The sequence below is a fragment of the Candidatus Eisenbacteria bacterium genome, assembly GCA_020847735.1.
Classification (GTDB): domain Bacteria; phylum Eisenbacteria; class RBG-16-71-46; order RBG-16-71-46; family RBG-16-71-46; genus CAIXRL01.
The window spans coordinates 1-26297 of sequence record JADLBL010000008.1; the positions used below are offsets into that span (position 1 = coordinate 1).

The following is a 26297-nucleotide window of genomic DNA, read 5'->3' on the forward strand; positions in this document are numbered from 1 at the left end:
ACCGTGATCGAGAGCGCCTGCGTCGCCGTGTCGCTGGCCGCGTCCACCACCCGGACCGTGAACGCCTGCGTCTCCGCCGTCGCCGGCGTCCCGCTGATGAGCCCGCTGCCGCTGTCCAGGCTCAGGCCGGCGGGCAGGCTCCCGACCGTCACCGCCCAACTCCCGTAGGGCGCGGTGCCGCCCGTGGCGGCCAGCGTCTGCGAATACGCCGAGCCCACCGTGCCATTGGGAAGCGTCGTCGTCGTGATCGAGAGCGGGGCAAGGACGACGAGTCCGGCACGGCTTCCAGTCTTCGAGTTTCCATCGCTCGCGATGAGCGTGACCGTTTCCGCGGTCAAGTCTCTCGTCGAGATGCTGACCGCGCCGCCGGTCAGTGACTTGGCGTTGTCGCCGAAGGTCCCATTCCCGTCCGCGTCGAACTCGGCGGCGCCACTGCTCGTCATGGTCACCGACGTGGTGTTGTCGTCGGGGACTGTCTCGTTCAGCAGGTCGCGCGCGGTCACGGTGGTCGTGAAGGGGGTGCCCGTCGTCTGCGGGGAAGCGGCGCTCACATCGTAGTGATCGATCGCCTGTTCTCCCGCGGCGAAGTCGCCGAAAGCAGCAAGGCCGGTTGCGCCGGTGCTGGTGCCCGTCCGCACGCCGGTGGTCGTCGCCACCCACGCCGAACCCGAGTAGCGACGCGCCACGAATCGCGACGGGGTCGCGCCCGCATCCAGGTCCGCGGCGTCGAAATTACAGGTAAGCCCGAAGGTGCCGCCCGTGTATCCCGTCGCGGCGAGGGTCCAGGTGCGATTGGCGGAGTGGTCCGCGCGCAGGCCCGAGGTCGAGATCGCGGCGTGATCGCCCTCGGAAGTCGAGGCCACGAGGTCGAACGCCGTGGCGAAACCGCCTCCCTCACCGGCAACGCTCAGCGGCGTGTAGTGCGAGGCGTCACCGATCTCGAAGGTCGCGCTGGACGCGCCGGCCGCGAGCGACTTGCGCAGCTGCCCGACGACATGGCCGCTCGTGCGGCTGACCGAACCCGTCGCGGCCAGCACGAGCGTGTTCGAACCCGTGGCGACGTTTCCGCCCGAGAGGGTCAGCGTGCCGTTCACCGTCGCATCGGCGGTGAGCACGACCTGCCCCGAAGCCTTGGAGATCTCGAGGCCGCCGAAGGCGTCGCCGCCGCTCGCCAGGTCCTGATCGGCGGTGCCGTTCAACCGCACCGTGCGTCCATTGGGCGTGAACGTTCCGCCGGCATCCACGGACCAGTCGCCGCCCACTTCGAGGTCGCCCGTTCCGGACGCGAGTTCGAGCGTCCCCGCGACGGAGAGCGGCCCCGCCAGCGAGAGTGTGACGCCGGAGGAGACGAGCAGCGATCCGCCGGTCTCGATCTGAAGCTGCGCTCCTGCACCCGAGAGCGTCCAGGACGCCGACTGCGTCATCGCGTGCGCGTTCTGCACGACGAATACGTCGCCCGAAGCGAAGTCCGCGGGCTGGGTTCCTCCGCCAGCACGCACGGAGTTCCAGCTCGTGAGCGCCGTGGCATCGAGGCTGCCCTGCGAGTAGAAAGTGCCCGCGTACGCGCTCGCCGCGAGGAGGACCGGCAGCGCGGCGAGTAAGGCGACACGCCCGATCCGCTCGAGGATGCAGCGCGAGGTGCGGGGACTCATGTTCCCTCCGGGCAACGCGAAGTCGCTCGACGAGCCTGGATGCGGCCGGCGCGAGCACGCAGGGTGACGCGAGGCTTCAGGGAAAGTGTAACAGCCCGGTGCCCGGCGCCGATGCAATTTCTAAAGAAGAGCCCCCGCGCGAACGGGTCACGCGGGGGCTCTCGATTCGACCGGGGTGCGGCTAGTAGAGGCTCTTGATCCGGCCCCAGGAGCTCTGCGCCGCGGGCACCGGATTGATGGACTCGACGAACACGATCGCGTCGTTGAAGTCCCAATCCGTGGTGTTGTTCGGCAGGTCCTCGAAGCACTGCCACCAGCTGCCGAAGTTCACGCCAGTGCCGGCGAACGTCAGCACGTGCGCGAAGCCGGAGTTGCGGGCGTCCTGCGAGTAATAGGTGCCCGTGCCGTTCTGGATGTAGAAGCCGAAGTTGTCCTTATCCACGCCGGCATAGGCGGTCTGGCCCTGATAGACCGCGTTCTGGTCGAACAGGCTCACGACCAGACTGCCACCGAGACCGAAGTGCGCCGTCGCGTACCAGCCCTGCGTGGCCGCACCGGGGAACACCTGGTAGAGCGTCGGCGAGCCGACCGCATTGCCGTTGTAAACGCCGATCGAGTTGCTGTTGGCGAGCCCCGCGATCTCGAGCATCAGCGTCAGCGTCGAGTTGCCCGACACCGTCGTGCTCCACGTCTGAGCGTCGAGCTGGTCGGTGGCGACGTTGATGCTCTCGCCGACCCCGTTGAAGTAGCTCTGGATGGCGCCGTCACCCGGATTCACCGTGACCTGCGGCGAACGAAGCGGGAACGCTGCCTGGGCCGGCGACACCGCGAAGGCGGCGGCGGAAGCGAGCAGGCTGAGGGCGACCAGTGAACGAAGAGTGTGGACGCGAACCAACTTCATGGGTGACCTCCGTTTCACGTCGCTGCTGTGAATGCCACCGCTCTCGCGCTGTTCGCGCGAAGGGCCGTGGCCGTGAGCAAGATGGGGCGCCGGGGGGTGGCGCTTTCTGAAGCCCGCCGTGCCTCCGGCGCGCTTCAGACGCGCTCTACGCGTCCATGAACGAGATTGAAGCCTTGACCTTCCGAGGTCAAGCTCGCTTTGTCCTTCGCGCGATGAATCTGGGATCCACCCGATCTTCGCGCGTTTGACACCGCAAAACATGGGCTCGGCGCACTCATCACGCCCGTTCGCGGAGCGCACCGCGACGAGCCCGGCCATCGCCCGCCTGAGGCCCCGACGAGGCGTCCGTCGGGCCGCGATCGGACCACCCGGCGCCGGCCAGTTCCCTCCCCGGGGCGGCGGAAAAGTGGACGCCCCCGACCCGGCTTCCTCTCCGGTCGCACATGGTGCTCTCTCGGGGCCAGGCCCCGAGGCGAATCCCGCATCCCCCGGGCGCGTGCTGTCGTCCGGCTGGCCCGGCGGCCGCGGGCAAGGCGGGTGGCGGCTAACTCCAAGCCCCCGAAGGCAAAGACGGAGGAACTTCACTCTGAACCGCATGTCCGAGCCGCCGGGCGGGCTTCGGCCTCGATTCTCTTGGCCCGACCGCGGGTCCGGTGGGTCCGAGCCAACACCGCCCAGGCGGGAAGGCCTGCGTCTTGCAAGGGCGGCCGGCTGCGCGACCTCAAGTCCGCCGTCCTCCTGCCCGGGAGGCGGCCCTGCACCGACCCTGCGAGCGGCCCGACGGCGATTCCGCCGGCCAACCACTCGCCCACCCTGCAAGGAGCGAACGATGGCCCCGCTGCTCAAGAGCCTGCTCGGAAACGGCTCGAAGGACCGCGAACTCACCGACGAGATGCGAGCCATCCTGCAGGAGATGCAGCAGGAACGCGTGCGCTACGAGGCCCTCCTGACGAGCATTCGCACCTCCTCGGACCATCTTCAGACGCTCGGCGAGCCGGTCGCGAAGGTCGGGGCCGACGTGGAATCCGCGGCCGCCCGGATCGCGGACCTCGAGCAGCGCTTCGGCGCCATGGTGCAGCTGGTTCCCAAGTTCGAATCCATGCACGAGCGCGCCGAGAGCCTCGTCGAGGGCACGCTGCGCGCCGAGACCCAGATCGTGCAGGCGCTCGGGGACGCGCAGAAGATCCGCGAGAGCTTCGACGAGATGAGCGCGAAGATCGAGAAGGCCGACTCGCTCAAGGACCAGCTGGTCGGCTTCCTCGAGATCGAGAAGCCCTTCCAGCAGGTCCGCGACGAAGTGGGCTCGCTGCGCAACCAGGTCGAGGGCACGGGCGACCATCTCTCCAAGCTTCGCGAGCAGCACGACCGGCTGCTCGACGCTCACAAGCTCGCGACGACCAAGATGGAAGCGCTCGACCGCCGTCGCGAGGAGCTGAGCCGCGACATGCAGGACAAGGAGCGACGCGTCGCCAGCGTATCGCAGGCCGTGCGCGGGCTCGACGGCGTTCAGCACACCGTGGACGACCTCAAGCGCCAGATGGGCACGCTCAAGGCGCTGGGCGACTTCGTGGCGCAGAAGGGCGCGGCGCTCGAGACGCAGCGCGAAGCGGTCGAAGCGGCCCTCGCCCGCGCCGAGAACCTCGATCGCGCCATGCGCCAGGTGGACGCGGGCATCCGCCAGCTCCAGTCGAACGAGTCGGCGCTCGCCGGGCTGCAGGACCAGGTGGCTTCGCTGCAGAACCTGCACGAGTCGGTCATCGAGCGCTCGCACGAGATCACGCAGCTGCAGCGGGACACGGACGAGCAGGCGCGCGAGATGCGCATTGACCTGGCGGCCGCGCAGGACGAGCTCAAGAAGGCCGTCGAGCAGTTCGAGTTCGAGAGCCGCGGCCTCGAATCGGTGAGCCAGCGGGTCACGGACGTGCGCGGCTCCCTGACGGACTTCGAGAACCGCTTCAAGGGCCTCACCGAGTCGAGCGAAACCGTCGCGAGCCTGGTCGCGAAGTCCGAGGGCATCGCCGGCCAGCTTCGTTCGCTGTCGGCCGAGGTCGAGGTGGTGAACACCGAGGCCGCGAAGCTGGAGTCCATCCGTCGCGGGATCGAGGAGCTCTCCCGCGTCGCCAGCGACTCCGGCGCCCGCGTGGCGCGCATCGAGGAAGCCCGGCCGGCGGTCGAGGCCGCCCTGCGTGACTTCGAGCAGCTTCGCGGAGCGCACGCGCTGGTCCGGGATTCGCTCGAGCAGACGCAGCTCGCGCACGCCGAACTCACGCGCACGCGTGACGCGCAGCACGAGACGAAGGACTGGCTCGCCACCGTCGAGCGGTCGGTCGCCGCGGTGCGCGCGCAGGTGGACGAGCTGCAGGCGCTGCGGCCGGTCGTGGACCAGGCGCAGACTCAGACGCGCCACATCGCCGATGCGCTCGACATGATCGAGTCGCGCCGCGAGTCCGTCGAGGACGTGCAACGCCGCCTCACCAATCTCGGCACTCAGGCGGGCAACATGGACGAGCGTGGCCGGCAGCTGCTCGAGCGCATGCAGGCGGCGGAGCAGCGATTCGCCGGCCTGTCGGAGAAGGCCGACGAGGCGGCGCGCATCGCGGAGGTGGTCGCGGCGACGTCCGCCAACCTCTCGGCGGCCGAGCGCAACGCCGACGAGGCGCGCAGGCAGGTCGCGGCCGTCGAGGCACGCGTGCAGTCGGTCGAGGCGCTCGCCGAACGCACGCAGACGCTCAAGAAGGAGCTGGAGCAGCGCCACCAGGCGCTCGACGCGGCGAAGAAGGACCTGCAGAAGGCCTCCGGCCTGCGCCAGCAGGCTGCCGAGTCGGCGCAGCACCTCGACGAACTCGCCGGCAGCCTCGGCGCGGCGCTTTCGGCGGCCGAGGAGCGGGCGGCCCGGCTGGCCGAACTGGCGTCCGGGCTCGAGCACCGCGCGAGCGACCTGCAGCCGGTCGAACGCCGGCTCGACCGGTTCGAGGAGCGCATGGCGAAGTGGGACCTCGTCGAGCAGAGCGTCGCGCGCTCGCTGGAGCAGCTGTCGGCCCGGCAGGGCACGGTGGATGCCCTGCAGGCGGACCTGGACCGCATGTTCGCGATGGTCGAGAAAACCGCCTCGGAGGTGCGCGCCATTTCCTCGTCGCAGCGCGAGGCCGAGGACGGCCGCAAGCTGCTCGAGGACGTGATGTCGCGCCTGCGGGACGTGCGCGACATGTCGAGCGCGATCGACGAACGCAAGCGCCAGATGACCAAGGCCGAGGAACGGCTCGCCCGCGCCGAAGCCCTGCTGGTGGACGTGCACTCGAGTCTCGAGGCCCTGCAGGGTCAGAAGGTCATCGTGGATCAGGCCGTCGAGAAGGCGGGCTCGCTCAAGATGCTCGTCAAGCAGGCCGAGAGCATCGTCGAGAACCTGCGCGAGGAGCGCGAGGTGGTCAGCCGGATGCGGGTCGCCGTCGGCACCGCCCGCGAGGAGGACGACGACCTCGACGAGGAGGACGACGAGGAGCCGTACGCGAAGGCCGCCTGACGGAGCGGGCGGGCCGCAAGCACGACGGCGCGGAACCCTTCGGGGTTCCGCGCCGTTCCCGTTTCACCTCCGGCCCGATCAGCGCGAGCGGGCGGTGGACTCCGTGACCTTCGCCGACTGCGACTTCGGCGCCGGCTCCGCGGCCGCGGAAGCCGCCGCGGCCGACCTGCCGTTCGCGCCGTTGGCCGGAGCCGGGACGCTGTCGTCCTCCTCGAGGTAGGTGTATCCCGCGAGGCCCTCGTCGTAGCGCTTCATGAGCAGCGCGGACTCCTCGAACGTCAGCAGGCCCCGGCGCAGCGCCTCTTCGTTGGCCTGCCGCAGGCGCTGGACGAGGCTCTGCTTGGAGTACTGCACGTAGCCGAGCACCTCGGTGACCGAGTCGCCCTCGACCACCTCGACGACGCGGTAGCCGTTTTCGTCGAGCGCGATGTGCACGGCGTTCGTGTCGCCGAACAGGTTGTGCAGATCGCCCAGGATCTCCTGGTAGGCGCCGACGAGGAACACGCCCAGGTAGTACGGCGGGCCCTCGAAGGTGTGCAGCTCGAGCCAGTTCTTCACGTCCCGCAGATCAATGAACTGGTCCATTTTGCCGTCCGAGTCGCAGGTCAGGTCGGCGATCACCCCGCGTCGGGTCGGGCGCTCGTTCAGCCGGTGGATCGGCACGACCGGAAACAGCTGCTTGACCGCCCAGTGGTCGGGGGCCGACTGGAACAGCGAGAAGTTGCCGTAGTAGGTGTCGGCCAGTCCCTTCTCGAGGCCGTCGAGGTCGTCCGGCACGTAGTCGAGCTCGCGGATGATCTTCAGGATCGCCTCGCAGCAGCCCCAGAAGAGCTGCTCCACGCGCGCCCTTCCGCCCAGGTCGAGCAGGCCGAGGTTGAAGAGGTTGGTCGCCTCCTCCTTGGCCTGCAGCGCGTCGTGGTACGCCTCCTGGAAGTTCTTGCGCGAGACGCCGCGCCACGTCTCGATGATCTGGCGGATCACCGGCGGGTCGTCCTTGCTCACGGGCGGCGGCGTCTGTCCGACCACGACCTCGTTGACGTCGAGCACGTTGAACACCAGCACCGAGTGGTGCGCCACCAGCGCGCGGCCCGACTCCGTGACGAGGTCCGGGTGCGGCACGCCGGCGGTCTCGCAGGCATCCTGGATGGCCGCGACGACGTCGTTGGCGTACTCCTGCATCGTGTAGTTCGTGGACGAATGCCAGTTGGTGGAGGAGCCGTCGTAGTCCACGCCCAGGCCGCCGCCGGCGTCGAGGAACTTGAGCCCGGCGCCCGCCTTCGCCAGCTCGACGTACACGCGCGAAGCCTCGGTCATCGCGTCCTTGATGGCGCGGACGCTCGAGATCTGCGAGCCGATGTGGAAGTGCACCAGTTCGAGGCAGTCCAGCATCTGCGCCTCGCGGAGCTTGTCCACCAGCATCATGATCTCGGTCGCGGTCAGCCCGAACTTGGAGCGGTCCCCGGTGGACTCCATCCACTTGCCCGCGCCCTTGGTCGTCAGCTTGGCGCGCACGCCGATGTGCGGGCGGATGCCGAGCCGCCGCGCCACGCCCAGCAGCAGGTCCAGCTCGCGGTAGCGGTCGATCACGACGATCGGGTAGCGCCCGATCTTCTGCGCGAGCAGCGCCGTCTCCATGTACTCGACGTCCTTGTACCCGTTCAGGATCAGCAGGCCGTCGGCGGCGCTGTCGAGCAGCGCGAGGCCGGCCAGCAGTTCGGGCTTGGAGCCCGCCTCGAGCCCCAGGCCGAGCGGGCCGCCGCAGCGGACCAGTTCCTCGACCACCTGGTGCTGCTGGTTGACCTTGATCGGGAACACGCCGCGGTAGCGCCCGCGGTAGCCGTATTCGCGGATGGCGTTGTCGAAACAGCCGAAGAGGTGCTTCACCTGGCTGTGGAGGATGTCGGAGAAGCGCATGAGCAGCGGCATGCCCAGGCCGCGGCGCTGCAGGTCCTCGGCGAGTTCGAACAGGTCCACGCTTCCGCCGTCCGGGCCCGCGGGCGTGACTTCGATGTGGCCCGCGTCGTTGACGCGGAAGTAGCCGCTCGACCAGCCGCTCACGTTGTAGAGCGACGTGGAATCCTTCGTGGTCCAGGCGCGGATTTCCTTCAAGTCCTTCGACCTCCGGTTCGTGTGCGATGGCCGTGCGGCGGGCGGGTCCGACTCCGACCTTTCGTCGCGCAGGTTATCGGACGAACGGCTCGCAATGCGAGCCCGCAGTTGCCCGCGGAGCGGATTCTCCGGCGCCGCCGGCTTCCGCCGGGCCCGGTGACGACCGGAGAGCGGACGTGGCATCATGGCAGCGTTCCTTCGCTCGCGTTCGCCACCGCCGCGCACATCGGAGATTCGCATGACCGAGAAGGCCGAAGCCGCCGCCCCCGATCCCGCCCGGAACACGCCCGAACCCGCGGATCGCCTGGTCGTGACGCAGCACACGGCGCGCGTCGGCGGACGCGAGCTCGCCTACACCGCGACCGCCGGCACGATCGTGCTGCGCGAGGAGAGCGAAAAGAAGGGCGAGCAGGAAGGCGTCTCCGAGGGCGAGAAGGCCCGCGCGAGCGTGTTCTTCGTCGCCTACACGCTGCGCGACGCGCCCGAGCCCGGGAAGCGGCCGGTGACCTTCGCCTTCAACGGCGGGCCCGGCTCCTCCTCGGTCTGGCTGCACCTGGGCGCGCTCGGTCCCCGGCGGGTGGTCATGGAGGACGCCGGACGCTCGACCCGGCCCCCCTACCGGCTCACCGACAACGAGCACTCGCTGCTCGCCGAGTCCGACCTCGTGTTCGTGGACCCGGTCAGCACCGGCTTCAGCCGGCCGGTCGCGGGCGAGAAGGCGAAGGCCTTCCACAACTTCAAGAAGGACATCGAGTCGGTCGGCGATTTCATCCGCCTGTGGTGCACGCGCTATCGCCGCTGGCCGAGCCCCAAGTTCCTGATCGGCGAGAGCTACGGAACGACGCGCGCGGCGGGACTCGCGGGCTACCTGCAGGAGCGCCATGGCATGTTCCTCAACGGCATCATGCTCGTCTCCTCGGTGCTCGACTTCCAGACGCTCGAGTTCCTGCCGACCAACGACCTGCCGAGCATCGTCTACCTGCCGGCCTACGCGGCGACCGCCTGGTACCACCGGCGGCTCGCGCCGGAGCTGCAGAAGGACCTCGCGGCGACGCTGCGACAGGCCGAGGCGTTCGCCACCGGCGAGTACGCGACGGCGCTGCTGCGCGGCTCGGCGCTGCCGGCCGCCGAGCGGGCGGCGGTCGCCGCCCGCGTGGCGAACTTCACGGGCCTGTCGCCGGACTACGTCGAGCGCGCCAACCTGCGCCCCGAGATCCTGCGCTTCTGCAAGGAGCTGCTCCGCGACGAACGCCGCACGGTGGGACGGCTCGACAGCCGCTTCACCGGCGTGGAACGCGACGCGACCGGCGCCGAGATCGCCACCGATCCGAGCTTCGCGCCCATCCTCGGACCCTACACCGCGACGCTCAACGACTACGTTCGCGGCGAGCTGGAGTTCGAGTGCGACCTGCCGTACGAGATCCTCAGCTTCCGCACGAACGAGGCGTGGCGATTCCACGAGCACGAGAACCGGTTCGTCGAGGTGGTCGAGACCCTGCGCGCGGCGATGGTCTCGAATCCGCACCTCAGGATCTACGTCGCCAACGGCTACTTCGACCTCGCCACGCCCTACTTCGCGACCGAGCACACGTTCCACCACCTCGGCCTGCCGGCGGAGCTGGAGGGCAACGTCACGATGGGCTACTACGAAGCCGGGCACATGATGTACGTGCACCCGGCCTCGCTCGAGAAGCTCGGGAAGGAGCTGACGGCGTTCGTCAGGGCCTCGCGGCCGGCCTGACGCCGGTGCGGCGCGCCCGCCGCAGAATCCCGTGGGCCGGTCGCGACGGCGCTGCTATCTTCCCGCGACCATGAGCCCAAAACGAAGCTTCCTCCCGCCCATCGACACGCCGGCCTACTACATCCTGCTCGGCTGCGTCGCGATCTTCATTCTCGGCCCGCTCGGCGGCATCACGGCCGCGTACATGAACTTCTCGCTCGGCTTCTTCGTGGGCGGGCAGGTGCTGGCCGGCATCCTCGGCAGCGTCGTCACCTACGGCTACGGCGCCGAGGGCAAGCACGGCGCGAACTACATGCAGACGATGGCCGCGTCGGTCGCCGGCCTGTCCGGCATGGCGGTGCTGATCCAGGCCATGACGTGGCTCGGGCTTCCCGAGCCGCCCGTCTGGCAGATGGTCGCCTACTTCATGTGCATCGGCATGTTCGGGGTCGGCGTCGGCATGCTGTACACCCCGATTCTCGTGGACCGGATGCGGCTGTCGTTCCCCTCCGGCTTCGCGGTCGCGAACATCCTGCGGGCGCTCACCGACATCCGCCTGCTCAAGGAGTCCATCGCCAAGCTCGGCGGCGGCACGCTCGCCGGGCTCGCCAGCGGCCTTGCGGTCAGCATCCCGTTCAAGGGCGCGCTGGGCGCGGCGATGACCCGCTTCGCCGGCACGGGCTACTCGGCCGCGACCTTCGGCGCCGGCATGATCGTCGGCGCCCGCATCGGCGTGCCGGCGATCGTCGTCGGCGCCATCGGCGTCTGGCTCACGCCGTGGCTGCGCGCCAACGGCTGGATCGGCGAGCACGACCCGTTCCGCAAGATCGCCTTCATCGCCGCCCTCGGCATGATCATGGGCGCCGCGGCGGTGGACATGTCCGTCCTCGCGTTCTCGGCGCTGAAGCAATGGGGCCGGAGCAAGGCGCCGACGGAGCCGACCCCGGACTGGAAGAAGACCGACAGCCGCTTCCTGTGGATGTGGGTCGTGTTCTGGGCACTGGCGATTGTCGCCATGGGCGTCGGCGTGCTGCACCTTCCGCTGCTGTTCGTCGGCGTGGCGATCGCGCTGGCGTTCGTCTTCCTGATGGTCAACGGCATCTCGCTCGGCATCTCGGACAGCAACCCCATCTCGAGCGCGTTCGTGATGACCGTGTTCATCCTCGCGACCGTCGGCCTCAAGGACCCGATCACCGGCCTGATGTGCGCGGCGATCCTGCTCATCTCGACCAGCGTCGGCGGCGACATGCAGCAGGACCGCTCGACCGGCTGGCGCCTGGGCACGAACCGCACGATCCAGTTCCGCTACCAGGTCATCGGCATCGCCATGGGCGCGGTCATGAGCGTCGTGCTGGCGCGGCTGTTCATGAAGGCGTACCCGGTGCTCAACATCAACCAGCTCGTGCACCCGGGCGGCGCCGAGACCGAGAAGTGGCAGTCGGCGATGACCTACAAGTTCGTCGGCGCGCTCGACAGCCTCACGCACCCGAACCCCAAGGTGATGATCGCGCTCGTCTTCGGCATCGGGCTCGGACTGCTCACCGAGGTGCTGCGCAAGGTCATCAAGCACCATCCCGGCTGGAAGGCGTGGGTGGCGAAGGGTGGAGCCGGCTACTACACCGACCTGGCGCTCGACTGCGTCCTGCTGCCCAGTCCCTACGCCTCGTCCTTCGGCGGCTTCGTCGAGTTCGGAACCTCGATGTGGTTCGGAGTCGGCGGCATCTTCAGCTCGCTGATCCAGACCGCCCAGTCGAAGCGGGCGCCCAGACCCGGGCAGGAAGGCCTGCCCGAGGACATGAGCACCATGTCGCTCGTGGGAGGCGGCCTGATCGCCGGCGATTCGCTCGCCGCGCTCGGTGTCGGCATTTACGGACTGATGCGGACGCTGATGTGACGCCCCACACCTCACCCGCCGTCCGGCCCGGCGCCGGAGCGGGCCGGCCATGCTGAGCGTCCAGACGTCGCCCGGCGAGTTCCTCGACAAGCTCACGATCCTCGAGATCAAGGCCGAGCGGATCTCCGACGCGTCCAAGCTCGTGAACGTCCGCCGCGAGCTCGAACTGCTGCGCGCCACCTGGGCCGCCTCGCCGCTCGCCGCGCGCGACGTCACGGCGCTCACCGCCGAGCTCAAGGCGGTCAACGAGCGATTGTGGGAGATCGAGGATGAGATCCGCGCCTGCGAGGCCGCACGGGACTTCGGCGCCGGCTTCGTCGAACTGGCGCGCGCGGTCTACCGCACGAACGACCGGCGGGCGGAGATCAAGCGCGAGCTCAACCTCGCGCTCGGCTCGGAGCTGATCGAGGAGAAGAGCTACCGCCCGTACTGAGTGGACCCGCGCCCGCACGGACGCGCGTGCGCGGCCCGCGCCACGGGCCGCCCCGGCCGACTTCGACACGAGCGCGGCAATTGCGACCGCCGTACGCGCCGGCGGTCGCGGGCGCGCCGGGGAACCAGCGGGTAGTCTCGTGCGTCCATCCCACGAACCGTCGTGAGCCGACGAGCCCCCCGACCGAGGACCCTGATGCGCCGGATCGCCGCTTCGTTCGCCTTCGCATTGCTGCTCGCCCCCGCCCTCGTCCTCGCCCAATCGCCGCCGCAGCAGGTCAGCGTCCACGGCCGCGTGCTGGATTCCACGACCGGCGCCCCGGTGCCCGCCGTGACCGTCCGCCTCATCGCGGCGGCGGACTCCTCCGACGTCCGCCAGTCGGCGGCGAAGGACGACGGAACGTTCACCCTCTCCGGGCTCGGAATCCGCAGCTACCGGCTCGAGGCCACGCGCGTCGGCTACGCGCCGCTCAAGACCGTCGTGCGGATCACGAAGGCCGACCAGGACCTCGGCGCGCTCGCGCTCACGCCCGAGTCCGTCCCGGTCGCCGGCATCACGGTCAGCGAGTCGCCCGCTCCGGCGGTCGTGCGCGCCGACACGACCGAGTTTCGCGCCAGCGCGGTCAAGATCAACCGCGACGCGACCGCCGAGGACCTCGTGCAGAAGCTCCCGGGCGTGACGCTGGAGAACGGCCAGGTCAAGTCCAACGGCGAGCAGGTGCAGAACGTGCTGGTCAACGGCCGTCCGTTCTTCGGCAGCGACCCGGCGGCCGCGATGCGCAACCTGCCCGCCGAAGTCGTGGACCGCATCCAGGTCTACGACAGGATGAGCGACCAGGCCGAGTTCAGCGGCTTCGACGACGGCCAGTCGCAGAAGACCATGAACTTCATCCTGCGCGACCGGAAGGCGGGCTTCGGCAAGGTTTACGCCGGCGGAGGCGATCAGAACCTCTACCAGTCCGGCGGCAACTGGACGCGCATCCGCGGCGCGTCGCGACTGACGCTGATCGGCATGGCGAACAACATCAACCAGCAGAACTTCTCGCACCAGGACCTGTTCGGCGCGATGAGCGACCCGCAGGGCGGCGGCGGACCGCGCATGCGCATGATGATGCACGGCGGCGGCGGACATTCCCCGGGCGGCGGGCAGCGCGTCGTCCGCATGGGCGGCGGCTTCGGCGGCGGCGCGTTCGACCCCGGCAGCTTCCTCGTCGGCCAGAGCCCGGGCATCTCGACCACCAGCGCCGGCGGCACGAACTACGTCGGGCAGTGGGGCCCCCGGCTCCAGGTGAGCGCCAGCCTGTTCGCCAATCGCACCGACACCGACAACCGCCAGTCGCTCGCCCGCCAGTACCTGCCCGCCCAGGACTCGCTGGCGTTCTACGACCAGCGCAACGTCTCGAACGACCGCAACGACAATCAGCGCTTCGACGCCCGCTTCGAATGGACGCCGGATTCGCTCAACTCGGTGATCTTCCAGCCGCGGCTCTACTTTCAGCAGAGCGACGTGGGCAACGCGGCGGACGCCGCCAACATCGGAGTGCTCGGCGCGGCGCTCGGCCGCTCGACCAGCGACTCGCGCCAGAACACCGACGGCGACAACCTGTCGGGCCGCCTGACGCTGCGCCACCGCTTCGCGAAGCGCGGCCGCAACGTGTCGGCCGATCTCAACCTCGGCAGCACGCTGCGGGACGGCGACGACGCCCAGCGTTCGCTCACCGATTACTACGACGGCATGACCACGAGCAGCGACACGCTCGACCAGCGGGGCGACTCGCGCTCCGTGACGCGCTCGTACTCGTCCCGTGTCGCCTTCACCGAGCCGCTCGCGCCGTGGCTGCAGGGCCAGATCATCTGGAACCCCTCGCTCACCTCGAGTTCGGCCGATGCGCGCGCCTGGAGCCTCGATCCCGTGAGCGGCACGTACAGCCTGCCCGAGAGCACGCTGTCCAACTCGTACGAGAGCCGCACCACGGCGCAGAACGGCGGCGTCGCCCTGCTCGCGACCCGCGGCTCCTGGCGGCTGCTCGGCAACGCCTCGTACCAGAGCACCCGGCTTCTCTCGGAGCAGACCTTCCCGGACTCGCGCGTGATCGATCGCACGTTCGGCGACTTCCTGCCCTCGGCGCAGCTCACCGGCAACTTCGCGAACCGCCGCAGCCTGCGCGTCTCGTGGAACACCTCGACCGACGCGCCGTCCATCCGGCAGCTGCAGAACGTGGTGGACAACTCGAATCCGCTGGCGCTCTCGAGCGGAAATCCCGACCTGCGCCCGAGCCACCGCAACTCGGTCTCGGTTCGCTGGTCCGAGGCCGACCCCGCACGTTCGCGCAGCCGCTTCGTGTTCGCGAGCGTGACCCGCACGTCGAGCCCGATCGGCAACTCGATCTTCGTCGCCCCGGCCGACACGGTGGTGGACGGCATCGCGCTGGCGGGCGGCACGCAGCTCACGAGGCCCGTGAATCTCGATCAGCCCTCGTGGAACGCCAGCCTGTTCGGCGTCTACAGCATGCCCGCGCCGTGGCTCAAGAGCGTGTTCAGCGTGAACGGCGGCGGCACGTACACCCGCACGCCCACGCTCGTCGGAAGCGAAACGAACCTCGGCGACACCTACGCCCTGCGCGGGGGCACGGTGCTGGCCAGCAACATCAGCCCGAACCTCGACTTCACGCTCTCCTACCGGGGCACCTACAACTTCTCGCGCAGCAACCTGACGACCACGAGCGGCGGCGACTACTACTCGCACGTCGTCGGCATCCGCTTCAACGCCGTCGCGCCGCGCGGCATCGTCGTGCGCCAGGAGCTCAACCACAACCTGCAGAGCGGCGTGCCGTCGGCGTACGGCCAGGACGTCGTGCTGTGGAACACGACGCTCGGCAAGAAGTTCCTCAAGGACGGCCGCGGCGAGATCCGCGTGACCGCCACCGACGTGCTCGGGCAGAACCGCAGCGTCAGCCGCAGCGTCACCGAGACCTACGTCGAGGACCAGCGCGACGACACGCTAGGACGCTACGTGCAGGCGGTGTTCACCTACAGCTTCCGCTGACGCCGCGGCGCGCGGTCTATCGGTCGGCGCCGGTCCTGCGGATCACGATCGGCGACGGGTAGGTCAGCGGACCGAGGCGGGTCTCGATCGTCGGCACCAGCTCGAGGCGCAGGTCCTTCGTGATCGCGCCCTGTCCCGCGATCGCCACCGCCAGATCGAACAGGTCCCGCGCGCCGCCCGAGCCGAGCTGCGCGAGATCGAAGCGCACGGCCACCGGCACGTCCACCGTCCGCCCGCTCGGAATCTCGACGGGCGTGTCCAGGTTGCCCGCGATCGCCTGCCGGTCCTCGACGAACAGCTTCCAGCCCAGCCCGACGAGCCGCGCGCTCACCTTGTTCTCGGGCGGGTTGGTGGCGCTGACGTGCGCGACCAGTTCGAGCGGCGCCTGCCGGGCGACGAGCGCGGCCGCGAGGCGCGCCACGTCCGCCAGCCCGAGCTTCGAGTAGTCCGCGCCCGGTCCGATCGGAATGCCCACCAACTTCACGTCCGAGACGTTCGACAGTCCGAACGAGACGAGCCGCAGCGCGGCCAGCTCCTGCACGGCGGTGCAGCCGGGGAGCGCGACGAGCGCGGCGAGCGCGAGCGGCGCGGCGAAACGCATCCTGCGAAGGCGCATGGCAACCTCGGGGAAGTGAGCAGCCGGGAAGCGGAACGCGGCGCATCGTACCCGACGGCTCCGGGCGGCGACAGGTGCGCGCTCGCGATCGGGCGGGGCCGCCGGCGGGCGGCCCGTGGTCCGTAAGCGCCCGCCGCGAGGTCGGAACCGCCCGGGCCGGGCCACGGCCCTCACGGCACCCGCGCGCTCACCACCGGCACGTGCCAGACCGCGTAGCCGTCCGGGTCGCGGATGTTCGCGATCATCGCCTCGAAGTAGCCGCGCGCCCGCCCGGTCGGCCAGCCCATGAGCTCGGCGGCCAGCTTCGCGTAACCGTCCCGCCACGCTTCGAGGATCGCGGCGAACGTCTCGCGCGGCACCCGCAGCGTGTCCACCGTCACGTAGTCCACGCGCACGTCGAGCAGCCCGAGGCGCGCGAGCATCGGCGGCGTGTCGCGGCCGATGAAGGCGTTGGTCGCTTCGCTTGCGCTCATGCGCGCCGGCACCTCGTGCCAGAAGTCGCGCGGGTCCGGCTCGCCCCTGCGGAAATGCAGCATGTCGTAGTCCTCGGCGATCAGGTGCAGCCGGCCGCCGGACCGGGTCACGCGCGCGAGCTCGGCGAAGACGCGTTCCGGATGCGGAATGGCCTGCACCACGTGCCGGCAGACGGTCAGGTCGAACGACGCCGCCGGCAGGCCGAGGTCGAAGACGCTGCGGTGCTCGAACGAAAGCCGCGGCGCGTACCGCGCGTAGCGCTCGCGCGCGAGCTCGAGGTGGTGATCGAGAATGTCCACGCCCAGCACGCTCGATCCGGGGAAGAACTCCGCCAGCCGGCGCGAGATCTCGCCCGTGCCGCAGCCCGCGTCGAGGATGCGGATGTCGTCCGCGAGGCCGTAGCGCCGCAGCAGCTCGGATTCCTGCGGCCAGATCGCCAGCGCCTGGGCGGCCAGGTTGCGGACCATGGATTCGTCGGCCATCTGTTCACGCTGAGGATTGAGTTCGCTCACGTCCGCAGGTTCTCCTTTCGGGTCAGTTTTCGCCCGGCCGGGGCTCGGGACGCGGGAGATCGCCCGCCGCGTCGCGCGCGCCCGCCACCGATCCGCCCTCGCGCAACAGCCGCACCGACGGCACCTGCGGCAGGAAGACCAGCACCGGCTCACCCGTCCGCGCGAGACGATCCACGACCGCCTCACGCAGCGGGTCGAGCTCCGGACCTTCGCCCTCGGTGTAGGCGGCCGCCGGCGGCAGGTCTCCGGCGGGGTCGAAGCCGTGCCGGGCCGCGAACGTCCGTCGCGCGAGCGGATTCTTGAACGTCACCGGATTCACGACCACGAGGCCGGGCTTGAGGCCGTCGAGGAGCTGGTAGGCCACCAGCCGGTAGGACATGTCGTCCTCCCAGATCACGAAGCCGCGCTCGCGCGGGATCCCGGTCCACATGGACCGCGTGAGCGCGTCGAACTTCGCGAACACCGACACGCGTTCGGCCGCCACCCGCGGCCACGTCCGGCCCGCGACCGCCACGACCAGCGCGGCCGCGATCGCGAGCGGCGCGCCGAAGCGCCGCGCGCGCGGCAGCGCCGCGAGCGTCGCCGGCACGAGCGAGAGCCCGAGCGCGAGCGGGACGAGAAAATAGCTCGAGGGGTCCGGCACGCCGTAGAAGAACGCGTAGGCCGTCTGCACGAGCACCGCGGCCGCCAGCGCCAGGCGCAGGACCCGCGCGCCGCCGCGCAGGAATGGCCAGACGCACGCCGCGAGCAGCGCGGGCGCGAGCCACGGGAAGACGCCCTCGACCAGCAGCCTGCGCTGGACGTCGGACGGCGCGAAGTGGCCAAGGTAGTGCGCGTAGCCCGCGCCGCTCAGGTGCAGGCCGATCGCGCCCGGAACGAGCGAGGGCCACTGCACCGCCGCCGGGTGCGAGGCCCGCCAGAAGATGTACCCGTACGACAGCAGCGGCGCGAGCGCGCCCGCGCACGCCGCGAGCCACGGCGCGGCGTTGCGCGGGCGGGCATGCGCCAGCAGCGCCAGCGTGAACGGCCCCGAAATCCAGACGCTGGTGCGGTGATGCGCGAGCCCCACGCCGACGAGCAGGCCCCAGAGCGCGGCCCGCCAGAGCAGCGCACGGCCACGAGGCGCTGGCGCCTGGAGCAGCGCCGCCGCGCACAGCGCCGCGCCCGCCGCCCAGGCGAGGTGCCAGCTGTTGACCTCGGCCAGCGTCGCTTCGTAGGTCCAGACGGGATCGACCGCGAACACCGCCACCGCGGGCAGCACGAGGAGCGCCGAGAAGCGCGGGCGAACCCCGGCGCCCGCGAGCAGCCGCGTCGCCAGCGCGTGCAGCAGCCCGACCGCGAGCGCCCCGCCGAGCGCGCTCCAGGCGTTGGCGGCGTACGCCCAGCTCGCGCCCCATGCGTGCAGCACGCTCACGAACAGGTGGCCGAGCAGCGTGTAGAGCGGATAGCCGGTCGGATGGGCGACGCCCAGCGACGCCAGGACGAGCGTGAACTCGGGACTGTCCTTGTCGCCGGTGACACGCGGGCACCATGCGAGGTAGCACGCCAGCGCCGCCGCCCCCACGACCAGCGACGGCCATGCGGCGACGTGAGCGACGGGTGGAACGCGTGCGGCGGGCTCGGACGCGCGAGGGCGCGGTATCGGACGGACCACGCCGCGAAGATGTCACGCGGGCGCGAGCGCCCGCAATCCGACGGTCCAGGGACGCGCGGCGCCCCGCCGTACCGCTCAGGCCTTCGCGCCCCGCTTCATGAACACCAGCTTGCCCGCCAGGACCGAGCCCGCGAACAGGAAGCTGACGCTGTTCGCGAGGATGAGCGGCAGCGAGTGGATCAGCGTTCCGTACACGACCCAGGCGACGACACCGCTCACCAGGATCACGTACATGGACAGCGAGACGTCCCCCACCGAACGCTTTCGCCAGACGTGAACGGCCTGGGGCAGCAGGGCGAAGGTCGTGCACGCGGCCGCGAGGTAGCCGATGGCTTCGGTCAACGGGTTCTCCGGATGGCTGGAACCAGGGTGGTGCGGACGGCGCACTATAGCCGTTCCTTCGGTGCTCGAGCGGCCCCCGTCCCCCCTGACGACGGGCGGGTTGTCGAGCGGCGCCGCACGGCTTAGCCTTCCGGCCATGACCCAACTCGACACGAACACCTCGCCCTATCTGGCCGACGCCTACGCCAACGACCGCGCGCACGTCTTTCACTCCTGGTCCGCCCAGGGTCTGCTCCAGCCCACCGTCATCGCCGGCGCGAAGGGTTCGCGCATGTGGGACGAAAAGGGGCGCACCTGGCTCGACTTCGCGAGCCAGCTCGTCAACGTCAACATCGGACACCAGCACCCCAGGCTCGTCGCCGCCATCCAGGAGCAGGCCGGGCGCCTGTGCACGATCGCTCCCGGCTTCGCGAACGACATGCGCAGCGAGGCCGCGCGGCTGATCGCCGAGCTCGCGCCCGGCGACCTCGACATGGTGTTCTTCACCAACGGCGGCACCGACGCGGTCGAGAACGCCGTCCGCCTCGCCCGCGGTCACACCGGCCGTTACAAGGTGCTCTCGGCCTACCGCAGCTATCACGGCGCCACCGGCACCTCGATCGCGCTGACCGGCGACCCGCGCCGATGGGGCAACGAACCCGGCGTGCCCGGCATGGTGAAGTTCTGGGGCCCGTACCCGTACCGCTCGGCGTTTCACTCGACCAGCGAAGCCGAGGAGTGCGAGCGCGCGCTCCAGCACCTTTCCGACGTGCTCATGGTCGAAGGGCCGCACACGGTCGCGGCCATCCTGCTCGAGACCGTCGTCGGCACCAACGGCATCCTCGTGCCGCCCGACGGCTACCTCGCCGGCGTGCGGGCGCTGTGCGACCGGCACGGCATCATGATGATCAGCGACGAGGTCATGGCCGGTTTCGGCCGCTGCGGCGAATGGTTCGGGGTCAACAAGTGGAATGTGACGCCCGACCTGATCACCTTCGCCAAGGGCTCCAACTCGGGCTACATCCCGGTGGGCGGCGTGATCATCAGCCGCAAGGTCGCCGAGACCTACCGCGAGCGGGTCTTCCCCGGCGGCCTCACCTATTCGGGGCATCCGCTGGCCTGCGCGTCCATCGTCGCCAGCATCGGCATCTTCAAGGACGAGCGCATCGTCGAGCACGCCCGGCACCTGGGCACCGACGTGATCGGCCCCGAACTGCGCAGGATCGCCGCGAAACACCCCAGCGTCGGCGAGGTGCGCGGGCTCGGCGTCTTCTGGTGCATCGAGCTCGTCAGGGACCGCAAGACCCGCGAGCCGCTGGTTCCGTTCAACGCTTCGGGCGCGGACGCGAAGCCGATGGCCGAGCTGATGGCCGCGTGCAAGGCCAACGGCGTGTGGCCCTTCGTGCACTTCAACCGACTGCAGGTCGCGCCCCCGTGCACGATCCCGGACGACGACGCCCGCGAGGGCCTCGCCGCGATCGACAAGGCGCTCGAAGTGGCGGACCGCTTCTGCAAGGGCTGATCGGAAATCCGGGAGGGCCGCCATGAAGGCAACGCTCGCAGTGCTCGCCACCATCGTCGGCGGCTGGATCGTGTTCAACCTGATCGGGGCGTTCCTCGTCGGGCTGATCGCCCGGGCGCTGTTTCCGGGCAGGGACAAGGTCGGCTGGTTCATGACGCTGGCGATCGGCTTCGTGGGCGGGCTGCTCGGCAAGCTGGTCTTCTGGCTGCTGCGCTGGCCGACGAAGTTCCCGATGGGTTTCGTCGCGTCGGTGGCCGGAGCGTTCGTGCTGCTGCTGTTCTGGCACCTGCGCGTGGCCGGCAGGAAGCAGCCGGCGGCGAGCTAGCGAAGGTTCGGGCGCCGGCGGTTCGACATGCGCCGCGGACGCCCCCGGCGCGGGCGCGGCTCCCGATCGCCCCAGGCCTCGCGCTCGAAGCGGTTCCCGCGGTACGGATCGCGGCCGCGCAGCCACGCCCACAGCGACGCCGCGAGGTACGCGAACGGAAACAGCGGGCCCCAGCGCTCCCACTGCCGGACGTGGACGCGCTCGTGCTCGCGGAACTCCTCGAGGCTCGCCTCGTCGCGCGCGAGGATCACGTGCCCGAAGGTCACCGCGCGCAGGCTGCGCCCGGGGCCGCCCGTGCGCGCCATGAACCGCCCGAGCCAGCCGCCACAGGCCTCGAGCGTGCCCGCGTGCCGTCGTGCCGGCCCGCCGCCCGCTCGGGCCATCAGGCACAGCGCCAGCCCGACGAGCGAGCCCGGGCCCGCCCAGGCGAATGCGAGCAGTCGGATCACGCCGCGCAGCCTACACGAACGATGCCGGACGAAGTGGTGACGCGGTTCGAACCGGCGTAGTCTCCCCGCGCGGCCGGCTTCACCACGCGAACCCACGCACGACCTGGAGGAACGGAACATGCCCGGAGTCCTGGATCTTCTCGGCGCCACGCTCGGCGGCGACCTGCAGCGCCAGCTCGGCCAGCAGCTCGGCGCCGGCCCGCAGGCCACGGGCAACGCGATCGAGGCCGCCCTGCCGATGCTGCTCTCGGGCCTGGCGCGCAACGTCGCGCAGCCGGGCGGCGCGGACGCGCTCCATCAGGCGCTGCAGAACGACCATGACGGCAGCCTGCTCGACAACCTCGGCGAACTGCTCGGCGGCACGCTCGGCGGACGGGCCGCGAACGGCGCCGGCATCCTCGGCCACGTGCTGGGCGACCGGCAGGACGCGGCGCAGCGTGCGGTCGCCCAGTCGAGCGGACTCGACGGCGCGCAGGCCGCGCAGCTGCTCGCGACGCTCGCCCCGATCGTCATGGGCGTGCTCGGGCGTACGCAGCACTCCCAGGGCCTGAACTCCGCCGGACTGGCTTCGATGCTGCAGAACGAGCACGCCACCGCCACGCAGTCACGACCCGACCTGATGGGAGTCGCCACGCAGCTGCTCGACCGCAACCACGACGGCTCGATGCTCGACGACCTGATGAACGGCCTTGGCGGGATGCTCGGCCGCCGCTGATCCGATGCCGGACCTCGTAACGCCGGAAGCGAACCCCGGGAACCCCGGGCCACCCGTTCTCAGGAGGGCTTCGTGAGCCTCATCTGGACCGCCATCGTCGGACTCATCGCCGGTGCGCTCGCCAAGTTCGTCATGCCGGGCAAGGACCCCGGCGGCATCTGGATCACGATGGCGCTCGGCGTCGCCGGGGCGTTCGTCGCCAACTTCCTCGGCGGCGCGATGGGCTGGTACGGGCAGGGGCACAACGCCGGCATCATCGGCTCGACGATCGGCGCGATCGTGATCCTGTTCGTCTATCGGCTCGTCAAGGGAAAGCAGGACAAGGGCGCGAGCTAGAAAAGCTCCGGCGAGCCGTCGCCCGGGGCTCGGCGGCGGCGGTCGCACGGCGTTCGGCACGGCCACCCTGTGCCGGCCGCGCCGAGCGCCGCCCCGTGCCGCCGATCCGCCTGGTTCACGCGAAGCGCGCGAGCAGCGCGAGGAGGTACTCCCAGTACTTCGCGACGGCCGCGATCTCGACCCGCTCCTGCGGCGAGTGCGCGCCCTTGATCGTCGGGCCGAGCGAGACCATGTCCATGCCCGGCACCTTCTCGCCGATGATGCCGCACTCGAGCCCCGCGTGGATCGCCTCGACCTTCGGCTCGCGGCCATACAGGTCGCGATAGGTTTCCACGGCGAGCCCGAGGATTCGCGAGTCCATGTCCGGTTTCCAGCCCGGATAGGGATCCGCGCCCGTCACCTCGGCGCCGCCCATCCCGAGGATGGTGCGGACGGTCGTCACCATCTCCGTCATGCACGACGCCGCCAGACTGCGCTGACTCGTCGCCAGGGTCAGGGCGCGCGGGCCCTGCGTGAGCACGGCGACGTTGGTTGAGGTCTCGACCAGGCCGGGAATCGCGTCGCTCATCCGCTGCACGCCGTGCGGCAGCGCGGTCAGCGTGGCGAGAACTTTTCGCTGCAGCGCGCGCTTCCAGACGCGCGCCGGGCGCTTCGCCGCCGGCGAGACGACCACATCGAGCGACGGCTCGATGGCGGCCAGCTCGGCGCGGAACGTCTCGCGCAGGTTCGCGGCGACCGCCCGGGCCTGCGATTCGCCCGCCTTCGGCAGGCAGACGAGCGCCACCGCCCCGGCGGGAATCGCGTTGCGCTTGGAACCGCCCTCGAAGCGCGACACCCGCGCGCCCAGCGCCGTCCACTCGCGCAGCAGCCGCGCCATCAGCTTGAGCGCGTTGCCGCGCTGCGTGTGGATCTCGACGCCCGAGTGTCCGCCGCGCAGTCCGGTCACGCGCACTTCGAGCGCGAGCGCGCCCTTGGGCGCGGGATCGGCGTCGAGCTTCCACGCCCCGAGCGAATCCGCGCCGCCCGCGCAGCCCACCGTCAGCACGCCCTCGTCCTCGGAGTCGAGGTTGATGAGCGTGCGACTGGCGAGCATCGCGCCGTTCAGGTCGCGCGCACCGGTGAGGCCGGTTTCCTCGTCGGTCGTGAACAGCAGCTCGAGCGGGCCGTGTTCGAGCGCGCCGTCGGCCATGATCGCGAGCATCGTCGCCACCGCGATGCCGTTGTCGGCGCCGAGCGTGGTGCCGTCCGCGCCCAGCCACCCGCCATCGCGCACCAGCGTGATCGGGTCCTTGCGGAAGTCGTGCACCTTGCCGGGCGAGGCGACGCAGACCATGTCGAGGTGGCCCTGCAGGCACAGCGAAGGGCGGCCCTCGCGCCCCGGCGACGCGGGCTTTCGGACGCGGAGGTTCCCCGCGCCGTCCTGCTCGAACGCGAGCCCGAGTTGCTTCGCGATCCCCGCCACGTGGCGGCCTGCCGCGGCCTCGTTCTTCGACTCGCGCGGGATGCGGGAAAGCCCGGCGAAATATTTCCACAGGGCGGCGGGTTCGAGGCCTTCGATCGCGCTCACGGTCCGGCTCCAGGCATGGGGGTTGAAGGCCGGCCGCGGCTCTCCGTGCCGGCGCGGGCAGGATAGCCGAAGTCCCGCGCCCGATCCGCGCTCCCGTTCCCGCGCGGCGCAACACGCGACGAGCGCCCGCTCCGCGGGCCGCAGGTACGCGCAACGCGCCCTCCCGGCGCGGCGGCGAGTGATAGCATTCCGCGCCGGGCCCGACCGAAATCCGGCCATCCTCTTTACATGGAGGCGGCTGCATGCTCCGCTCCCCTGCTTCGTTGCCTGCCCTTCCTCCGGCGCACCGGCCGCGCGCCATCGTACTCGGCACGCTGCTCGCGCTGACGCTCGCGGGCGCGGTGGCTTCGCCGGCGCAGGCCCGGGAAGTGACCGAAGGCCCCCTCGCGCAGGAGGCGGCGCTCGAGCGCCTCGCCGGGAGCGGCGTTCTCTACGACCGCGTCCTGCCGCTGGCCCGCCTCGAGGAGTTGAGCGGCGCCGCCGACGCGCCAGCGGTGGACCGCACGCGCTGGCGGCAGGCGTGGGACGAACTGCGGCGCGCGTCGTTCGCCGCGCCGGCCGGGCCTGGCCTGCCGGCGCTCGATGCCGCCGCGCGCGCGGCGCACGAGCGTGGCGTTCTGCCCATCGCGCTCTTCGATCGCACCTACGACCGGCTCGTGCCCGGCTCGCTCGAGCGCGGCGAACCGCGGGCACTGCCCGCGCGCGCCGTCGCCGCCGCCGTGCTCGCGCGGCCCACGCATCGTGGCGGCGACCTGTCGTTCGAGCTCGACCCCGCGCTGCTGCGCGTGGACGGCGGGCCGCCCCGGTCGATCGCCGTGGACTTCGCCGACGGCCTGGGCGAGCGCGCCGTCACCCCCGGCGTCCCCGTGCCCGTTCACTACGCGCGGACCGGCACGCACGTGCTGAGCGCGCGGCTGACCCGCGCCGATGGCTCGGTGGCGCTAGCCCGCTTCACGTTTCCCGTCGCGGCGCTCGCCGCGCCGCTGCCCGACGACACGCTGCAGGTGACCGCGGGCGTTCCCTGGCAGGGCGTCTACGGCACCGGCCGGGCGTACGTCGCGCTCGCGCCCGGTCACGCGGCGATCCTCAACCCGGTCGTCGTGATCGAGGGCTTCGACATCGACAACAGCATGTACTGGGACGAGCTCTACGCCCTGCTCGACCAGCAGGACCTGCTCGAGACGCTGCGCGCCGACGGTTTCGACGCCGTCGTGCTGGACTTCACCGACGCCACCGCGCCCATCCAGCAGAACGCCTTCGTCGTCGAGGCGTTGCTCTCGCAGGTGCAGTCGCTGATCGCCCCGTCCGCCACGATCGCGCTGGTCGGCGCCAGCATGGGCGGTCTGTGCTCGCGTTACGCCCTCGCCGACATGGAGTCGCGCGCGCTGCCGCACCGCGTGCGGACATGGATCTCGTTCGACGCTCCACAGCTCGGCGCGAACATCCCGCTGGGTCTGCAGTACTGGATCCAGTTCTTCGCCGGCCAGTCGGCGAGCGCCGCCGACTTCCTCGCTTCGCTCAACAGTCCCGCCGCGCGGCAGATGCTGCTGTGCCACGTGACGAACCCGCCGACGAACTCCGCCGCCGCGGACCCCTTGCGGAGCGGACTGCTCTCGGACCTCGCGGCGATCGGCGACTGGCCCGCGCTGCCGCGCCGGGTGGCGGTCGCCAACGGCAGCGGCCGGGCGCAGGATCAGGGCTTCGCGCCCGGCGCGCAGCTCGTCGCCTACGACTACAGCTCGCTCCTCACGTCGCTCACCGGCAACGTCTGGGCGCTGCCCGACATGGCGAGCGGCACCATCTTCGACGGCAGGCTTCGCATTCTGTTCTCGACCACCACGCAGACCGTGGTGGTGAGCGGCGCGCTGCCGTGGGACGGCGCACCCGGCGGCTCGCGCGCCTCGATGGCGCAGCTCGATTCGACCGAGGCGCCCTACGGCGACATCGTCGCCCTCCATCCCTCGCACTGCTTCGTTCCGACCGTGTCGTCGCTCGCGCTCTCTCCCGCCGGTCCGTTCTTCGACGTCTCGGCCGCCGGCCCGCTCGCGGGGCTCACACCCTTCGACGCGGTCTTCTGGCCCGACACCAACGAGGCGCACGTCTCGCTCACCGCGGCCAGCGCGGCGTTCGTGCGCGGCGAGATCGAAGCGGGGGTGCTGGCGGTCGGACCCCCGGACGGCCGCGATGCCGGCCGGCTGGCGCTCAGCGTCTGGCCGAGCCCGTTCGCCGCGTCCACCCGCGTTCGATTCACGCTGCCGCGCGCCGCGCGGGCCACGGTGTGCGTCTATGGCGTGGATGGAAGACAGGTGCGGGCGCTCGCGGCGGGCGAGTTCGCCGCGGGCGCGCACGACCTCGTGTGGGACGGAACCACGGACGCGGGCGCGCGGGCGAGCAGCGGCGTCTACTGGATACGGGTGACGGACCCGGCCGGCACGGCCACGCGTCGCGCGGCGCTGCTTCGCTGACTCCCCGCCGGACCGCGGCGCGAGCGGCGCGCAGGGCTCCGCACGCTCACCGCCGGCTCCGCGCTCG

Annotated in this window: 19 protein-coding genes; 10 read left to right on the forward strand and 9 right to left on the reverse strand. The window is 70.8% G+C overall.

The window, feature by feature from the left end; all coding sequences use genetic code 11:
• Window positions 1–1652, reverse strand: a 1652-nt coding sequence (locus IT347_03690; protein MCC6348679.1) for a putative Ig domain-containing protein, incomplete at its 3' end; no start/stop codon positions are given.
• A 181-nt stretch (window positions 1653–1833) separates the two neighbouring features.
• On the reverse strand, window positions 1834–2553 hold the full coding sequence (locus IT347_03695) for a hypothetical protein (GenBank protein MCC6348680.1): 720 nt from the start codon (window positions 2551–2553) through the stop codon (window positions 1834–1836).
• A gap of 829 nt (window positions 2554–3382) precedes the next feature.
• Between IT347_03695 and IT347_03700 the strand changes: the two genes are divergently transcribed.
• Complete coding sequence (locus IT347_03700; GenBank protein MCC6348681.1) at window positions 3383–6073, forward strand: hypothetical protein; 2691 nt, start codon at window positions 3383–3385, stop codon at window positions 6071–6073.
• A 78-nt stretch (window positions 6074–6151) separates the two neighbouring features.
• On the opposite strand, the gene speA is transcribed toward IT347_03700, so the two are convergent.
• Window positions 6152–8173 carry a biosynthetic arginine decarboxylase gene (speA, locus tag IT347_03705; GenBank protein ID MCC6348682.1) on the reverse strand — a complete coding sequence of 674 codons (2022 nt, stop codon included), beginning with the start codon at window positions 8171–8173 and terminating at the stop codon, window positions 6152–6154.
• Between the two features lie 247 nt (window positions 8174–8420).
• Here speA and IT347_03710 point away from each other — a divergent pair, with 247 nt between their 5' ends.
• The 4 genes from IT347_03710 (at window position 8421) to IT347_03725 (ending at window position 15274) form a co-directional block, all read left to right on the forward strand.
• Complete coding sequence (locus tag IT347_03710) at window positions 8421–9923, forward strand: peptidase S10 (GenBank protein ID MCC6348683.1); 1503 nt, start codon at window positions 8421–8423, stop codon at window positions 9921–9923.
• A 70-nt stretch (window positions 9924–9993) separates the two neighbouring features.
• Window positions 9994–11796, forward strand: coding sequence for an OPT/YSL family transporter (locus tag IT347_03715; protein MCC6348684.1), 1803 nt, complete (start codon window positions 9994–9996; stop codon window positions 11794–11796).
• A 49-nt stretch (window positions 11797–11845) separates the two neighbouring features.
• Window positions 11846–12229 (forward strand): hypothetical protein, encoded by a 384-nt coding sequence (locus IT347_03720; GenBank protein MCC6348685.1) that lies wholly within the window; start codon window positions 11846–11848, stop codon window positions 12227–12229.
• A gap of 195 nt (window positions 12230–12424) precedes the next feature.
• Entirely contained in the window at window positions 12425–15274 is a 2850-nt protein-coding gene (locus IT347_03725; GenBank protein ID MCC6348686.1) for a TonB-dependent receptor, read from the forward strand.
• A gap of 16 nt (window positions 15275–15290) precedes the next feature.
• Here the strand turns inward: IT347_03725 and IT347_03730 are convergent, their stop codons facing one another.
• The 4 genes from IT347_03730 to IT347_03745 all read right to left on the reverse strand — a co-directional run bounded on the left by IT347_03730 (window position 15291) and on the right by IT347_03745 (window position 19010).
• The gene (locus tag IT347_03730) at window positions 15291–15890 is read right to left on the reverse strand and encodes a hypothetical protein (protein ID MCC6348687.1); all 600 of its coding nucleotides are present in this window, start codon (window positions 15888–15890) and stop codon (window positions 15291–15293) included.
• Between the two features lie 170 nt (window positions 15891–16060).
• On the reverse strand, window positions 16061–16846 hold the full coding sequence (locus IT347_03735; protein ID MCC6348688.1) for a class I SAM-dependent methyltransferase: 786 nt from the start codon (window positions 16844–16846) through the stop codon (window positions 16061–16063).
• Window positions 16847–16898: 52 nt separating this feature from the next.
• Entirely contained in the window at window positions 16899–18530 is a 1632-nt protein-coding gene (locus tag IT347_03740; protein ID MCC6348689.1) for a DUF2723 domain-containing protein, read from the reverse strand.
• 75 nt (window positions 18531–18605) lie between these two features.
• On the reverse strand, window positions 18606–19010 hold the full coding sequence (locus tag IT347_03745; GenBank protein MCC6348690.1) for a SemiSWEET family sugar transporter: 405 nt from the start codon (window positions 19008–19010) through the stop codon (window positions 18606–18608).
• Between IT347_03745 and IT347_03750 the strand changes: the two genes are divergently transcribed.
• Both IT347_03750 and IT347_03755 read left to right on the forward strand, forming a co-directional pair.
• Window positions 19009–20373 (forward strand): aspartate aminotransferase family protein, encoded by a 1365-nt coding sequence (locus tag IT347_03750; protein MCC6348691.1) that lies wholly within the window; start codon window positions 19009–19011, stop codon window positions 20371–20373. The two genes, IT347_03745 and IT347_03750, sit on opposite strands and share 2 nt — an antisense overlap.
• Before the next feature lie 67 nt (window positions 20374–20440).
• Window positions 20441–20698 (forward strand): GlsB/YeaQ/YmgE family stress response membrane protein, encoded by a 258-nt coding sequence (locus tag IT347_03755; protein ID MCC6348692.1) that lies wholly within the window; start codon window positions 20441–20443, stop codon window positions 20696–20698.
• Here IT347_03755 and IT347_03760 read toward each other — a convergent pair.
• Entirely contained in the window at window positions 20695–21147 is a 453-nt protein-coding gene (locus IT347_03760; GenBank protein ID MCC6348693.1) for a signal peptide prediction, read from the reverse strand. The genes IT347_03755 and IT347_03760 overlap by 4 nt on opposite strands.
• A gap of 118 nt (window positions 21148–21265) precedes the next feature.
• Between IT347_03760 and IT347_03765 the strand changes: the two genes are divergently transcribed.
• Both IT347_03765 and IT347_03770 read left to right on the forward strand, forming a co-directional pair.
• Window positions 21266–21862: a DUF937 domain-containing protein gene (locus tag IT347_03765; GenBank protein ID MCC6348694.1), complete on the forward strand. Its 597-nt coding sequence runs from the start codon at window positions 21266–21268 to the stop codon at window positions 21860–21862.
• Between the two features lie 72 nt (window positions 21863–21934).
• Entirely contained in the window at window positions 21935–22198 is a 264-nt protein-coding gene (locus IT347_03770) for a GlsB/YeaQ/YmgE family stress response membrane protein (GenBank protein ID MCC6348695.1), read from the forward strand.
• Window positions 22199–22313: 115 nt separating this feature from the next.
• Here the strand turns inward: IT347_03770 and IT347_03775 are convergent, their stop codons facing one another.
• A complete protein-coding gene (locus IT347_03775) occupies window positions 22314–23984 on the reverse strand; it encodes an aminoacyl-histidine dipeptidase (GenBank protein ID MCC6348696.1) in 1671 nt (556 codons plus the stop codon).
• A gap of 23 nt (window positions 23985–24007) precedes the next feature.
• On the opposite strand from IT347_03775, the gene IT347_03780 reads away from it, so the two are divergent.
• Complete coding sequence (locus tag IT347_03780) at window positions 24008–26230, forward strand: hypothetical protein (protein MCC6348697.1); 2223 nt, start codon at window positions 24008–24010, stop codon at window positions 26228–26230.
• Window positions 26231–26297: the final 67 nt, after the last annotated feature.